This window comes from Parasphingorhabdus sp. W113 (assembly GCF_055693205.1).
In genome coordinates, this window is sequence record NZ_CM146328.1 from 2793969 (window position 1) to 2808331 (window position 14363).

A 14363-nucleotide genomic window follows, 5' to 3' on the forward strand; every position below is an offset into this window, starting at 1 on the left:
CCTAAAATCCTTCCGGTTTTGGCAATCCAGCGCGGGCAGAGGCCGCGACCAGTGTGTTGCGCAGCAGCACGGCGATGGTCATCGGACCAACGCCGCCCGGCACAGGGGTGATCGCCCGGACATGGTCGAGGGCTTCGGCGGTTGCGACATCGCCAACCAGCCGGCCTTTTTCCTTGCCCGGATCGGGTGCCAGCCGGTTGATGCCGACATCGATCACGACGGCACCGTCTTTCAGCCAGTCGCCTTTGACCATTTCCGCCCGGCCGACCGCAGCCACCACAATATCCGCGCCGCGCACCACGTCCGGCAGATTGCGGGTCCGGCTATGCGCCATGGTCACCGTGCAATTTTCGGCGAGCAGCAGCTGCGCCATCGGTTTGCCGACCAGAATCGAACGGCCCACCACCACGGCATTGAGACTCGTCAAATCACCGAGCTGATCCTTGAGCAGCATCAGACTGCCAAGCGGCGTGCACGGGGTCAGCGCCTCTTCACCATTGGCCAGCCGGCCGGCGTTGATGACATGTAGGCCATCGACATCCTTGTCGGGATCGATCGCCATGACGACCGCCTTTTCGTCCAGATGATCCGGCAAGGGCAATTGCACCAATATGCCATCAACCGTCTCGTCGGCATTGAGCGATTCGACCATCGCCATCAGACCGGATTGGGTTGTATCAGCTGGCAGCCGATGCTCAAAACTGGCCATTCCGGCCGCAATAGTCGCCTTGTGTTTCGAAGCGACATAGACCTGGCTGGCCGGATCGTCGCCGACCAGCACGACGGCCAGTCCGGGAACCCGGCCGGTCTGGGATTCAAACGCCGGAACCGCTGCTTTTATGCGTTCCCGCAAACCGGCGGCAAAGGCCTTGCCGTCGATTATCGCCGCCCCGGACTGGTTCACAGCACGGGTATCAGGGCCGCACCGAGCGGCGGCAGAATTGCATCCTGCAGGATAATGATACCGATGATCACCACCATCGGGGTCAGATCAATCGACCCGAAGTCCGGCATGATCTTGCGGATCGGGTTGTAAATCGGCGCGGTCAGCGCATCCAAAGTTGTCCAGATCGCCCGCGCAATGTCATTTTGCAGATTGATCACATTGAAGGCCAGCAACCAGCTCATAATCGCCTGAACGATGATGACGGTGATCGCGACATTCAACAAAATGCCGATAATTTGAAACAGAGCAAAAAACATGGACGCAACCTTTTTGGCTTTCCATCGGCCACTAGCCGATTGTGGATGGTATTGCCAAGCACTCTGTGCCGACAATTGGTGTATCAACAATATAATACACTATGGCAATTAATCAACCGTTTCAAAATCATCCCGCACCAGCGTGCCCGCGCCCTTGCTGGTAAATATCTCGAGCAGCATCGCGTGCGGTACCCGGCCGTCCAGCACAACCGCTGCATCGACCCCATTTTCGACCGCTTTCACGCAGGTTTCGAGCTTGGGAATCATGCCACCGGAAATCGTTCCATCCGACGACAATCGCCGAATGCCGGCCGGATCGAGATCGGTCAGCAAGGCGCCCTGCTTGTCGAGCACGCCGGCCACGTCGGTCAGCAGGAACAGGCGCGATGCCCGCAGCGCCGAGGCCACGGCGCCGGCCATGGTGTCGGCGTTGATATTATAGGTATGGCCATCCGATCCGACGCCAATCGGGGCGATGACCGGGATCATCCCGGCGCCCGAAATCGTGTCGACAACGCTGCGATCGACTTTCTTGGGTTCGCCGACAAAACCGAGATCGATAATCCGTTCGATATTGCTGTCGGGATCGCGGGCGGTGCGCCGCAATTTGGCAGCTTTGACAAAGCCGCCATCCTTGCCTGAAATCCCGATTGCGCTGCCACCGGCTTTTTCGATCCAGCTGACCAGTTCCTTGTTGATTGCGCCCGACAGGACCATTTCGGCAATTTCGGCGGTTTCCTTGGTGGTCACCCGCAGCCCGTCGACAAATTTGCTTTCGACACCGACCCGCTCGAGCATCGCGCCAATTTGCGGTCCGCCGCCATGGACCACGACCGGATTGATCCCGACCGCCTTCAGCAGCACGATATCTTCCGCAAAATTGCGCGCCAGGGCCGGGTCGCCCATTGCGTGACCGCCATATTTTACGACAAAGGTCTCGCCCGCATAGCGCTGCAAATAGGGCAGCGCTTCGGTGAGCGTTTCGGCCTTGGCGAGCATCGCCGGGTCCGGCGCATGGTTCTGGATTTCATCAGTCATGGCATCTTTCAATCCAGCTGCCGCGCAAATGCAACATATTTATCAACTTTCAGGCGGCGCTGCGGTTTTTGCGCGCGCCATTTGCTGGACCTTTTCGAGCGTCATTTTGACATGACCATGGGGATCCTGGGCGCTGTGAACAAAGGCAATCTGGCTATCCTGGTCGATCACATAACTGGTCCGGTTGGTCAGCGCGAGACTGGGCGCCATGCGCACCTGATAGCCATCCATGACCGCATCGTCCGCCCGCGCGACAGCAAATTTGTCGCGGCATTCGGAAACCGAGAATTTGGCCAATTCTTCCATGGAATCACCGGACATACCGATCACCGTTGCACCCGCTTCTTCAAACGCGGCGGTGGCTTCGGCGAAGAGATTGGCTTCGATGGTGCAGCCTTCGGTAAAGGCTTTTGGAAAAAATAGAGCACGACCGGGCCCTTGCGCAGCTTCTCGGCGAGATTCAGCGTGAACGGCTTGCCCGCCAGCGCGCCGACGGTTTCAAAATCCGGTGCCGCAGCGCCCACCTGCAACGGCTCGGCATTGGCTTCCCGCGAGCTATAGACATACAGCCCGCCGCCGATCAGCAAGGCCGACATGATGATGATAATCCAGCGATTCATATTATGATTTTCCGTTCATTCCTGATCCAGCGCTGCCTTCAGCGCATATAATTGGTCGAGCGCTTCTCTGGGGCTAAGCGCATCGACGTCCAATTCTGTCAACAGGTCGCGCACCGCATCCTGATGTTGCTCTTCTTCCTCGAGACTGGCGGCGAATAGCGGGAGATCACCAAGACCGGCAGCCAGTCCGCCGGTCTCGGCCTTGCCCGCTTCGAGCTTGTCGAGCACCGCCTTGGCGCGCTTGATCACCGGCTGCGGGATCCCCGCCAGCTTCGCAACCGCCAGACCATAGCTTTTGTCCGCCGGGCCCTTGGCAAGCTCGTGCAGCAACACCAGATCACCTTTCCATTCCCGGGCCCGGACATGATGCAGCGACATCGCATCGAGCTGGTCCGCCAACCGCGTCAGCTCGTGATAATGGGTGGCAAACAGGCAGCGGCAGCGGTTATGTTCATGCACCGCCTCGACCACCGCCCAGGCAAGCGACAGCCCGTCATAGGTTGATGTTCCGCGTCCAACCTCGTCGAGAATGACAAAACTGCTCGCGGTTGCCTGGCTCAGGATCGCGGCGGTTTCGACCATTTCAACCATGAAGGTCGAGCGCCCCTGTGCGAGATTATCCGACGCGCCGACGCGGCTGAACAGTCGGTCCACGAGACTGAGACGGGCCGAAGCGGCCGGCACAAAGGCGCCCGCCTGGGCCAGAATGATGATCAATGCGTTTTGCCGCAAAAAGGTCGACTTACCACCCATGTTCGGTCCCGAGACCAGCCATAGCCGCTCGGCATCCGACAGCGCGCAATCATTGGCGACAAAGGGATCCCCGGTCACCGCGAGCGCGGTTTCGACCACCGGATGGCGGCCGCCTGCGATATCGAGAATATTGCCATCGACAAATTCCGGCCGGCACCATTGGCCGTCCACTGCCCGCTCGGCCATCGCGGCGGACACATCGATCCGCGCCAGCGCGTCGGCGCTTTGGGCAATGGCGCCCTGACGATCCAACACGGTTGTCACCAGCTCTTCGAAATGCGCGGCTTCGGCGGCCAGCGCGTGGGCACCGGCTTGTGTTACCCGGACCGCTTCCTCGTGCAGCTCGGTGGAATTGAAACGCACGACACCGGCCAGTGTCTGGCGATGGGCAAAGCCGGAATCCTCGGCCATCAGATTGTCACCATGGCGCGCGGGGACTTCGACAAAATAGCCGAGCACCGCATTATGCTTGATCTTCAGGCTGTTGATCCCGGTGGCATCGCGATAGCGCGCTTCGAGCGATGCAATCGCCTTGCGGCCATCGGAGCCCGCGCTGCGCAGTTCGTCCAGCGCGGGGTCAAAACCGGGCGCGATATAGCCACCATTCGCCATTTCGGTCGGCGGCGCCTCGACCAGCGCGCGTTCAAGCAGATCGACCATCGCGCCATGACCATCCAGCGCCGGCAGCAGGTTCACCATCATGTCCGGCAACGCCAGATCAAGCGCGAGATGTTCGCGCAATTCGCGCGCGCCGCTCAGACCGTCGCGAATTTGCCCGAGATCACGCGGACTGCCGCGCCCTGCCGACAACCGCCCGAGCGCGCGGCTGATATCCGGCATCGCCTTGAGCGCCTCGCGGACCTGATCGCGGACGATCTGGCCATCGTGGAACCATTGCACCATGCCAAGCCGGTGATTGATCGCAGCGGCATCATAAAGCGGCGCCGCAAGATCCCGCGCCAGCAGCCGCGCGCCGCCGGGTGTCACCGTGCGATCAACATTGCCGAGCAGACTGCCATTGCGTTCACCCGCCAGCGTGCGTTCGATCTCGAGACTGGCGCGGGTCGCGCCGTCGATCAGCAGATATTCGCCGGCATGGCGTTGAACCGGTGGTTTGAGAAAAGGGGCATCGCCCTGGGCCGCATGCTCTACATAGGCGATCAAACCGCCGGCAGCGGCGATTTCGGCGCGCGAGAAATCACCGAAACTGTCGAGCGTCGAGACCGCGAACAGGGTCTTGAGCTTCTGTTCGGCGCGCTGGCTGTCAAAATCTTCCTTTGGCCAGTCGGTCGCCGTCTCAAGGCGATCGGCCAGACCGGGATGGCAAATGACTTCAGACGGTCCGATCCGCGCCAGTTCGGCTTCGAGCCGGTCCTCGGTCACGGCCAGCAATTCAAAGTCGCCGGTGGAAATATCGCACGCCGCGATCCCGACCTCTGCCTGCACCATGCACAGCGCAACCAACATATTGTCCGACCGCGCATCGAGCAAACTGTCCTCGGTCAGCGTACCAGCGGTCACATAGCGAATAATGTCCCGCGCAACGAGCGCCTTATAGCCGCCCCGCGCCTTGGCCTCCGCCGGGGTTTCGGTTTGCTCGGCAATCGCCACCTTGAACCCGGCGCGGATGAGCTTCGCGAGATAGCCCTCGGCAGAATGGACCGGCACACCGCACATCGGGATCGACTCTCCGGCATTTTTCCCACGCGTCGTCAGCGCGATATCGAGCGCCGCAGCCGCCCGTTTGGCATCGTCGAAAAACAGCTCGAAGAAATCGCCCATGCGATAGAAAAGCAGGCAATCCTGCGCCTTTTCCTTGAGCGCAAAATATTGCTCCATCATCGGCGTCATTTTCGCGCTTTTGCCGGACACGGCTTTGCCAGTCGCCGCGGATTTTTCGGGCTTTTTGTCCTGCACGGTTGATTTTCGTCGAGTCTGAGTCGCCATGCTGTGGCGATAGCTTAGTCTCGCATTTCATAAAAGGCCGCCGGTCAGAAACTTGGTGCGCAGCCGATCCAATTGCCGGCGAAAATGAATAGCAAGCAGCCCTTGCCCAAACCATAGCAATAGGGGTAGGCAGATCGTGGGACGCGGGGAGGACCGGCAATATCAGCCGAGCCCAAATTACGGAGAGACAATTTGGCCGACAAGAACGAGAGCAACGTAGAGTTTTCCGAACGCGAAGCATTGTTATTTCACTCTCATGGGCGACCTGGAAAAATCGAGATTATTGCCTCGAAACCGATGGCAACCCAGCGCGATCTCAGCCTGGCTTATTCGCCCGGTGTTGCCGTGCCGGTGCGGGCCATCGCCGAGAATCCAGCCACCGCCTATGATTATACCGCAAAAGGCAATCTGGTCGCGGTTATCTCAAACGGCACGGCAATTCTTGGCCTCGGCAATCTCGGCGCCCTCGCCTCGAAACCGGTCATGGAAGGCAAGGCCGTGCTGTTCAAGCGATTTGCCGACGTCGATTCGATCGATCTCGAACTCGACACCGAAGATACCGACGCCTTCATCAACGCGGTCGAGCTGATGGAACCGAGCTTTGGCGGGATCAATCTCGAAGATATTGGCGCGCCCGCCTGTTTCATCATCGAACAGACCTTGCGCGACCGGATGAACATTCCGGTGTTCCATGATGATCAGCACGGCACCGCGATCATTGCCGCGGCCGGGATCATCAACGCCTGTCTGCTGACCAAGCGCGACGTCAAGGATATCAAGGTGGTCGTCAACGGCGCCGGCGCCGCGGCCATTGCCTGTGCCGCGCTGATCAAGGCAATGGGCGTGCCGCACGACAATCTGACCATGTGTGATCGCAGCGGGGTGATCTATCGCGGGCGTGACAATGTCGACCAGTGGAAGTCGGCCCATGCGATTGATACCGAAGACCGCGATCTGACCGAGGCGCTGAAAGGCGCGGACGTGTTCCTCGGCCTGTCGGCCGCAGGCGCTCTGAAACCCGAAATGGTCAAGGATATGGCGGATCAGCCGATTATCTTTGCGATGGCCAATCCGGATCCCGAAATTACCCCGCCCGACGCCAAGGCGGCCCGGCCCGATGCGATTGTCGCCACCGGGCGCTCCGATTATCCCAATCAGGTCAACAACGTCCTCGGCTTCCCGTTCATTTTCCGTGGCGCCCTCGACGTGCGCGCCACGCGAATCAATGACGAGATGAAAGTGGCCGCCGCCAATGCGATTGCGGAACTGGCTCGGGAACAGGTGCCCGAAGAAGTTGCTGCCGCTTATGGTGGCCAGGCGCCGACATTTGGCGTCGACTATATTATTCCGGCCCCGTTTGATCCGCGGCTCATGGATGTCGTGTCCGCAGCGGTTGCCAAGGCAGCCATGGATAGCGGCGTCGCACAAAAACCAATCGATGACCTCGATGCCTATCGCCAGAGCCTCAAAGCCCGCCTCAACCCGACGACATCGGTGTTGACGCAAGCCTATGAAGCCTCGCGCAAGGCACCCAAGCGGGTCATCTTCGCCGAAGCGGAAGAGGATGTCGTGCTGCGCGCCGCGATCCAGTTCCAGGATGGTGGCTATGGCACGCCCGTGCTGGTCGGACGTGACGACAAGGTCCGCGAGAAACTGCAGGAACTGGGTGTCGGTGACCCGGACCGGTTCGAAATCCACAATTCGCGCAACAGCCCGCTCGTGCCGGATATGGTCAACATGCTGTATGACCGGCTCGGCCGTCGCGGCCATATGGAGCGCGATATCAAGCGGATGGTCAATCAGGACCGCAATATTTTCGGATCCGCCTTGCTTGCGATGGATCAGGGCGATGCGATGATCACCGGCGTGACCCGGCCCTATTCGCAAACCTTCCGCGATATTGCGAAAGTCATCGATGTCGAAAAAGGCCGCACCGCATTCGGCATTCATGTGATGGTCGGGCAGAGCCACACCGTGTTCATGGCCGACACCACGGTCAACGAACGTCCGACGGCGCCAGAGCTCGCCGATATCGCCGAACAGACCGCTGCCGTCGCCCGGAAAATGGGGCACGAGCCGCGGGTTGCGTTTCTGAGCTATTCGACCTTTGGCAATCCGGCCGGCCGCTGGCTGGAAAATATCCGCGAAGCGGTGGCGCTGCTGGATGAACGCCGGGTCAATTTTGAATATGAAGGGGAAATGGCGCCGGATGTGGCGCTCAATCCCAAGCTAATGGCCAATTATCCATTCAGCCGCCTGTCCAACCCGGCCAATGTGCTGGTGATGCCCGGCCTGCAATCCGCCAATCTGTCGGCCAAATTGCTCCGCGAGCTCGGCGGTGACGCGGTTATCGGACCGATGCTGGTCGGCCTCGAGAAATCGGTGCAGATCGCGACCATGGCGTCGGCTGCATCTGAACTGGTGACCTTGGCGGTGCTCGCAGCAAGCGGCATCGCTAAATAACGACGGGCGCGGTCAGCGCAGAAAAAGATGTGAAAAAACCAGAGGCTGGACCTTCAGGTCCGGCCTCTTGCTTGTGGATCAAGGACGGGTTGGATCGTTGCTCGGACTATTCGCACCGGGCGCACCGACCGCACCGATATTACCGAACAGCTCTTCAAAGAAGCCGCGTTCCCGGCCGAGAGTCGGGGTTTTGTCCCCATCGGGGCTGATATTGGCAACCAGCTCAACGCCGGTCCGGTCCACCGCTGTCACATTGCCCGCCGGGTCGAAACTGATGCGCATCACCATCTGGCTGCTCGGGCTCGGCGTGTTGAAGGCCAGCTGCCGCGTCTCGCGTGACACATAATACCAGGTGCGTTCATCAAATTGTCCGGTAAAGGTCGGCCGACCGAGCGTGGCTTCCACCGACTGACGATTGTCAACGCCGGCAGTAATGGCGTTAGTGAGCACGGGGTCCACAATATAACCCTGATGACCAGGCACTCGCGTACAACCGGACAGCAGCAAACCCGCAGCGACCAAGCTGACGGTTGCAACCTGCATCTTACCAAGACGATTCATCAACTCATTCTCCATACAGCCAGCCCGACAATTATGGGCCGGGACCGGTCGACCATTGCGCTAATGCAGCGGTCACTTTAACAGGCCCATTGCATCTCGCAGCATAAATATCAATATCCCCTGTATCTAGACTTAACGGTAAGCCGGTTACGCGATACCTCGTCTGAACAGCAGCCACAGGACCAGACCAGCCTCATGTCATTTATCAGCGAACTTTTCGGACGCAAAAATCCCAATGGCGCGGTGCGGCCGCTTTATGAGGCGGTGATTGCCGAAGGCCGGAAACCCCATTGGTATATTGATGGTCAGGTGCCCGATACGCTGGATGGCCGCTTCGACATGATCGCCGCGATACTCTGCGTTGTTCTCATCCGCCTGGAACAGTTCGAGGACAAGAAACAGGAATTTGTCTGGCTGATGGAGCAATTCGCCACCGACATGGAAGGGCAGTTGCGTCAGATTGGTGTCGGAGACCTGATTGTCGGCAAACATGTCGGGCGCATGGTCGGCGCGCTTGGCGGGCGCCTCGGCGCCTATCGCGATGCGCTGCTGGCCGACGAGGATCTCGACGCTGCCCTGGTCCGCAACCTGTATCGCGGTGAGGAACCGGACCAGAAAGCACTGGAATTTACAGCGACCCATTTCATTCGCTTCCATGAGCATATTCAGCGCCTTGAACCCGACGACATTGTCGCCGGCCAGATTGCAGGAGAGCAATCATGACCGCGGAGGCTCCGCTTCCAGCGCTCGAATTTTCGGTCACCGTCAAGATTTCGGACGTCAGCGGTCCGGAAGCAACCGGCACGCTATCGGCTGACAAGGACCAGCGCCGCGCCCTGGCCAAACGTTTTGCCTTACCGTCGATCGAATCTCTGCGCGGCACCTATGCGCTTGTACCAGAGGCCGATGGCATTCGCTGTACCGGGCAATTGGACGCCCAGGCGCATCAGAGTTGTGCGATCAGCGGCGACCCGTTTCCGATCGCGGTAGCGGAGCCGTTTAACATCCTGTTTGTCGCGGCGGACAGCCAGATCCCCGACGAACCCGGCAGCGAACAGGAAGTCGAACTCGCAGCTGAAGATTGTGACATCATGGAATATGCCGGCGGCAAGCTCGATCTGGGTGAAGCGCTGGCCCAGACATTCTATCTCGCCCTGGATCCCTATCCCCGTGGCCCGACCGCCGATGAGGCGGCTGAGAAGCAGGGCCTGAAAAATGAGGAAGAAGCCGGTCCCTTTGGCGCTTTGGCAGCGCTGAAAGACAAGCTTTAGCGCGCCATTGGCTCAAGCCGCAACCGGGTTGTCATCCTCTTGTGAGGCCGCCTGAATCAGCTTCTTTTTCAGATTGTTGAGGCGAGTCTTGTTTTCGATTTTGGCACCCAGCAAATCGGTCACATAAAATGTGTCGACGGCGCGCTCGCCATAGGTGGCGATATGCGCGCTGTGCACCGTCACCTTGGCACCGAACAGGACATAGGCCAGGGCATTCAACAGGGCCGGACGATCCTGTGCGGTCACTTCGATCACCGTATAGCGATTGGACGCATCATTATCGACCATCGCATTGGGCACGATATTGAAAGCACCGGCGCGGGAATGGGCGAGCGGGCGAGCGTCGAGCTTGGTTGCCAGTTTGGACCGATTGGCCAGCGCATCTTCCACCGCCTGCTTGATCCGGTCGAGTTGCCGCTTCTCGGAAAAGGGCCGCCCCTGTGGATCCTGAACCAGAAAATTGTCCAATGCCATGCCATCCCGAGTGGTGTGAATACGGGCGTCGATAATATTGCCACCGGTTACGTGGATACCGCCGGCTATGCGATAAAATAGTCCGGGATGATCGGCGGCATAGATGGTGACCAGCGTGGCCCCGCGCTCGGGATAGACTTCGGCGGAAATGGCAAGATTGGAATCCCCAGCGGCCAAGACAAGCCGCGCGTTCTGCTCGATCACATCGTCCGGTTCCGCGATCCAGAAGGCATCCGGCATCCGTTTGGCGAGCGGCTCAAATTCGGCTTCCGGCAATCCCAGTGCGGCCTTCAACGTCTCTTTTTTCGCTTCAATCCGTTCCTTGCGTCCACGCTGCTTGTGACCAAGCATCAACATCTCTTCCGCTGCTTCGAACAGATCGGTCAACAATTGCCGCTTCCAGCTGTTCCAGACACCGGGTCCCACCGCGCGGATATCGACAACGGTCAGGATCGTCAGCAAACGGAGCCGCTCGAGGCTTTTGACCTGGCTGACAAAATCCTGAATCGTTTTGAAATCCGCGAGATCGCGTTTGAACGCGGTTGCGGACATCAGCAGATGATGGCGGACGAGCCAGGCGACCAATTCGGTTTCATAAGGTTGTAGGCCGAGCCGCGGACACAGGTGCATCGCCACCTCGGCGCCGAGAATGGAATGATCACCACCGCGCCCCTTGGCAATATCATGCAGCAGCGTGGCGACGAAGACGACGCGCCGGTTTTGCAATTTCCGCATCGTTTCGGTCGAATTGGGATGATCTTCTACCAGATCACCACTGCCGATCCGGGCCAGCAAGCCGATCGCTCTGATACTATGCTCATCGACCGTATAATGATGATACATATCAAACTGCATCTGCGCCACGACCCGGCCAAAATCCGGGATGAAACGGCCAAAAATCGACGCCTCGTTCATCCAGCGCAGCACCAGTTCCGGATCGCGCGGCGAGGTCAGCACATCCATGAACAAGGCGTTGGCGCGCCTGTCCTTGCGCACCTTGTTGGTGATCAGTTTGGCATCGCGGCGCGCCGAGCGCATCGCGAGCGGGTGGATTTCCAGCTCGTGCTTGTCGGCCAGCTGAAAAATCTCGATCAAGCGGACGGGATCCTCCGCAAAAAACTCCTCTTCGGGCAGCGCAAGACGTCCGCGGTCGAGGGTGAAGCCTTTGAGTTTTTTCGGGCGGCGCGTGATATTGGGAATGAACCGCCGGACGCCGGCATTGTGGGTCTCGTCAAGATGAGCGAGAAACACGCCGGTCAGGTTGCCGACCACTTTGGCGTTGAGGAAATAATATTGCATGAAGCGTTCGACTGCGGATTTCCCCGGGCGATCGGCAAAACGCATCCGCCGCGCCACTTCCGGCTGCAGGTCGAAGGTCAGTCGGTCCTCGGCCCGTCCGGTCATATCGTGCATATGGCAGCGCACTGCCCACAGGAAATTGGCCGCCTTGCGAAAGCGCTTGAACTCGGTCGTCGTCAACAGGCCGACATCAACCAGTTCCGCGGCCGATGTCACCCGGTGAATATATTTGCCGATCCAGTATAATGTCTGGAGATCGCGCAGGCCGCCTTTGCCTTCCTTGACATTGGGTTCGACGACATAGCGGCTGTCGCCCATCCGTTTGTGGCGTTCGTCCCTTTCGGCCAGTTTTTCCGCTACAAAAGTGCGGTCCGTTCCCGAGACCACATCATTGAAAAAGCGCATCTTGGCTTCTTCATATACCGCGGTGTCCCCCCAGATATAACGGCCCTCCAGCAGCGCGGTGCGAATGCTGAGATCGTCATTGGCCATGTGGACCATCTCGTCAATCGAACGGCTGCTTTGTCCGACTTTCAACCCGAGGTCCCATAGCCAATAGAGCATGGCTTCGATCGCCTGCTCGGTCCAGCTGGTTTGCTTGAACGGCGTCAGAAAAGCGACGTCGACATCGCTATGCGGCGCCATTTCAGCGCGGCCATAGCCACCGACCGCCATGATTGCGATCCGCTCGCCGGCCGACGGGTTGCTGACCGGATATTGATGCCGCACAGCAATATCGTGGATCAAGCGGATGAGCTGATCGATCAGAAAGGATTGCGCTACCGCAGCATCATGGCCCGCCGAGGGCTTTGCCACCAACCGGCGGCTGATCTCTGCCCGGCCATCGGCCAGCGCCTGTTGCAAAAGGGGCAGGATTTTCGGTCGCGCCTTTTCAATCCCGAGGTCCGCGATAATCGTTTCGATGGCTTCCGCCAGAGACCGGCGATTGATGATATCCCGTTGCCGGACAATCCGTTTGCCCGGATCATCGGCCGGCTTGGGGATATCGACGCGCGCGTTCATCCGGTTGCCGCCAACATTTCCCGGTGCTTCTTCGCCAGCACGATCTTGGCGATTTTAGCGGTTCCCAGCTTCGGAAGCGGTTCGTCATATTGCCAGATATGGACCGGCATCTTGAACGGTGCGAGCTTGTCTTTCAGGAATTCCAGCAATTCCTCTTGCGACAGGCTGTGGCCCTCCTTGACGTGATAGACCAGTGCCGGCACCTCGCCAAAACGCTCGTCATCGACGCCAAAGATACAGGCTTCCGCGACGGACTCATGCGCGTAGATCGCGGCTTCGACTTCCTGGCAGCTGATATTTTCGCCGCCGCGGATGATGATCTCTTTCTTGCGATCGACGATATAGAGATATTCGTCCTCGTCGAGATAGCCGATATCGCCGGTGCGGAAAAAGCCGTCCTCGGTAAACGCCTCTTTGGTGGCTTGTTCGTTGTTCCAGTAGCCGGTGAAATTGGCCACCGTGCGAATGCAGACTTCGCCCCGCTCGCCTTGCGCTACCGCAGCACCATCATCGTCCAGGATACCAACCTCGACAATCGGCGGGGTCGCGCGACCGGTGCTGTCCGGTTTGGCGAGATAATTTTCATTCTGGTTGGAGCAGCCAACACCATTGGTTTCAGTCAGGCCATAGCCAATCAGCGGGAAGCCCTTGCCCATGCCTTCCTTGATCCGCTTGACGTGGTCGACCGGCCGCGGCGCCCCGCCAGCGGCCATCGAGACACAGGTGCTGAGGTCATATTTATCGACATTGGGATGAGAATAAATTTCCATGCTCATCAGCGGAACACCGACAAAATAGGTGACTTTTTCTTTCTCGATTAGCCGCATCGCCTCTTCGGCGTCCCATTTTTTCATCATCACCAGCTTGCGGCCAATCGCATAGCTGACCAGCACCAGTGGCACCGAGGCAGTGACATGGAACAGCGGCACGGCAACGATCGCGGTGGGCTGGATATCCGGCAAGGTCCCGGCTTTTTCCATCAGATGGGCCATGACCGCAAAGGCGCCAACATAGCTCATCGCGCCCTGAACCACTGCGCGATGCTCGGCATAGGCGCCTTTCGACCGGCCGGTGGATCCCGAGGTGAACAAGATTGTCGCATTATCTTCCGGTCCCAATTGCGGAAGCGCGGTTTCAGCATCGCCGCCTTTTTCGAGACAGGCTTTCAAGCCGTCAAGCGGCGGCACATCATGGTCGAACAAAATGACCTCTGCGCCATGGTCCCGACCCGATTCGGTCAGGCGCGCGGCGCGCTGGGCATCGGCGAACACGATCGCGCAGCTGACATCTTCAATGCCGTCAGCCAGCTCATCACCCTGCCACCAGCCATTGAGCTTGGTGGAGACACCGCCGGCAATGGTGATCGCCATGTCGAGAATGATCCAGTTGGCCGAATTGCGGGCCGCGATACCGATGCGGTCGCCTTTCTTGACGCCATGTCCCGCCACCAGGCCGGCAGCCAGGGTGCGCGCAGCAGCATAGGATTCCCCGAAAGTCAGCCGAATATCGCCATCAACCAGAAATTCCTTGTCCGCATGCTGGGCCGAGAAAAAGGCGAGATAATCCGCGACATTGCTCGGCGCGTTTTTGAAGGCGGGCATGTCAACGCCATATTTGTTCACCGAATCCAGCTCGAGCAATTGCCCCGGCTGGGTCATTGCGTTGAGCGTTTCATCGATCATGGCGTCCAAAGGCGATGGCATTTCTTATG

At 59.2% G+C, this 14363-nt stretch carries 12 protein-coding genes; 3 read left to right on the plus strand and 9 right to left on the minus strand.

What is annotated here, in order from left to right:
• Position 1: 1 nt before the first annotated feature.
• The 6 genes from folD to mutS form a co-directional block, all read right to left on the minus strand.
• Positions 2-904, minus strand: coding sequence for a bifunctional methylenetetrahydrofolate dehydrogenase/methenyltetrahydrofolate cyclohydrolase FolD (gene folD / locus ACZ1GS_RS13525; RefSeq protein ID WP_472695700.1), 903 nt, complete (start codon positions 902-904; stop codon positions 2-4).
• The gene (locus ACZ1GS_RS13530) at positions 901-1203 is read right to left on the minus strand and encodes a YggT family protein (protein ID WP_472695701.1); all 303 of its coding nucleotides are present in this window, start codon (positions 1201-1203) and stop codon (positions 901-903) included. Before ACZ1GS_RS13530 ends, folD begins: the two co-directional genes overlap by 4 nt.
• A gap of 108 nt (positions 1204-1311) precedes the next feature.
• On the minus strand, positions 1312-2241 hold the full coding sequence (gene argB, locus ACZ1GS_RS13535; protein ID WP_472695702.1) for an acetylglutamate kinase: 930 nt from the start codon (positions 2239-2241) through the stop codon (positions 1312-1314).
• Between the two features lie 42 nt (positions 2242-2283).
• Positions 2284-2628 carry a redoxin domain-containing protein gene (locus ACZ1GS_RS13540; RefSeq protein WP_472698142.1) on the minus strand — a complete coding sequence of 115 codons (345 nt, stop codon included), beginning with the start codon at positions 2626-2628 and terminating at the stop codon, positions 2284-2286.
• Positions 2568-2861, minus strand: a complete 294-nt coding sequence (locus ACZ1GS_RS13545) for a hypothetical protein (protein ID WP_472695703.1) — start codon at positions 2859-2861, stop codon at positions 2568-2570. The genes ACZ1GS_RS13540 and ACZ1GS_RS13545 overlap by 61 nt, the downstream gene beginning before the upstream one ends.
• 15 nt (positions 2862-2876) lie before the next feature.
• Positions 2877-5456 (minus strand): DNA mismatch repair protein MutS, encoded by a 2580-nt coding sequence (gene mutS / locus ACZ1GS_RS13550; protein WP_472698143.1) that lies wholly within the window; start codon positions 5454-5456, stop codon positions 2877-2879.
• Positions 5457-5753: 297 nt separating this feature from the next.
• On the opposite strand from mutS, the gene ACZ1GS_RS13555 reads away from it, so the two are divergent.
• On the plus strand, positions 5754-8024 hold the full coding sequence (locus ACZ1GS_RS13555) for an NADP-dependent malic enzyme (RefSeq protein ID WP_472695704.1): 2271 nt from the start codon (positions 5754-5756) through the stop codon (positions 8022-8024).
• A 78-nt stretch (positions 8025-8102) separates the two neighbouring features.
• Here ACZ1GS_RS13555 and ACZ1GS_RS13560 read toward each other — a convergent pair whose 3' ends face one another.
• The gene (locus ACZ1GS_RS13560; protein ID WP_472695705.1) at positions 8103-8585 is read right to left on the minus strand and encodes an outer membrane protein assembly factor BamE; all 483 of its coding nucleotides are present in this window, start codon (positions 8583-8585) and stop codon (positions 8103-8105) included.
• Between the two features lie 195 nt (positions 8586-8780).
• On the opposite strand from ACZ1GS_RS13560, the gene ACZ1GS_RS13565 reads away from it, so the two are divergent.
• Both ACZ1GS_RS13565 and ACZ1GS_RS13570 read left to right on the plus strand, forming a co-directional pair.
• Positions 8781-9308 carry a ubiquinol-cytochrome C chaperone family protein gene (locus tag ACZ1GS_RS13565; protein ID WP_472695706.1) on the plus strand — a complete coding sequence of 176 codons (528 nt, stop codon included), beginning with the start codon at positions 8781-8783 and terminating at the stop codon, positions 9306-9308.
• Entirely contained in the window at positions 9305-9856 is a 552-nt protein-coding gene (locus tag ACZ1GS_RS13570; RefSeq protein ID WP_472695707.1) for a YceD family protein, read from the plus strand. Before ACZ1GS_RS13565 ends, ACZ1GS_RS13570 begins: the two co-directional genes overlap by 4 nt.
• A 12-nt stretch (positions 9857-9868) precedes the next feature.
• Here the strand turns inward: ACZ1GS_RS13570 and ACZ1GS_RS13575 are convergent, their stop codons facing one another.
• Both ACZ1GS_RS13575 and ACZ1GS_RS13580 read right to left on the minus strand, forming a co-directional pair.
• Positions 9869-12652 (minus strand): [protein-PII] uridylyltransferase, encoded by a 2784-nt coding sequence (locus ACZ1GS_RS13575; RefSeq protein ID WP_472695708.1) that lies wholly within the window; start codon positions 12650-12652, stop codon positions 9869-9871.
• Positions 12649-14355, minus strand: a complete 1707-nt coding sequence (locus ACZ1GS_RS13580; protein WP_472695709.1) for a class I adenylate-forming enzyme family protein — start codon at positions 14353-14355, stop codon at positions 12649-12651. Before ACZ1GS_RS13580 ends, ACZ1GS_RS13575 begins: the two co-directional genes overlap by 4 nt.
• Between the last annotated feature and the right edge of the window lie 8 nt (positions 14356-14363).

Bases quoted from the DNA above. Each gene is read 5' to 3' on its own strand.
- ACZ1GS_RS13530 (WP_472695701.1), bottom strand. From the start codon at position 1,203: ATGTTTTTTGCTCTGTTTCAAATTATCGGCATTTTGTTGAATGTCGCG.
- argB (WP_472695702.1), bottom strand. From the start codon at position 2,241: ATGACTGATGAAATCCAGAACCATGCGCCGGACCCGGCGATGCTCGCC.
- ACZ1GS_RS13545 (WP_472695703.1), bottom strand. From the start codon at position 2,861: ATGAATCGCTGGATTATCATCATCATGTCGGCCTTGCTGATCGGCGGC.
- mutS (WP_472698143.1), bottom strand. From the start codon at position 5,456: ATGATGGAGCAATATTTTGCGCTCAAGGAAAAGGCGCAGGATTGCCTG.
- ACZ1GS_RS13560 (WP_472695705.1), bottom strand. From the start codon at position 8,585: ATGAATCGTCTTGGTAAGATGCAGGTTGCAACCGTCAGCTTGGTCGCT.
- ACZ1GS_RS13565 (WP_472695706.1), top strand. From the start codon at position 8,781: ATGTCATTTATCAGCGAACTTTTCGGACGCAAAAATCCCAATGGCGCG.
- ACZ1GS_RS13570 (WP_472695707.1), top strand. From the start codon at position 9,305: ATGACCGCGGAGGCTCCGCTTCCAGCGCTCGAATTTTCGGTCACCGTC.
- ACZ1GS_RS13575 (WP_472695708.1), bottom strand. From the start codon at position 12,652: ATGAACGCGCGCGTCGATATCCCCAAGCCGGCCGATGATCCGGGCAAA.
- ACZ1GS_RS13580 (WP_472695709.1), bottom strand. From the start codon at position 14,355: ATGCCATCGCCTTTGGACGCCATGATCGATGAAACGCTCAACGCAATG.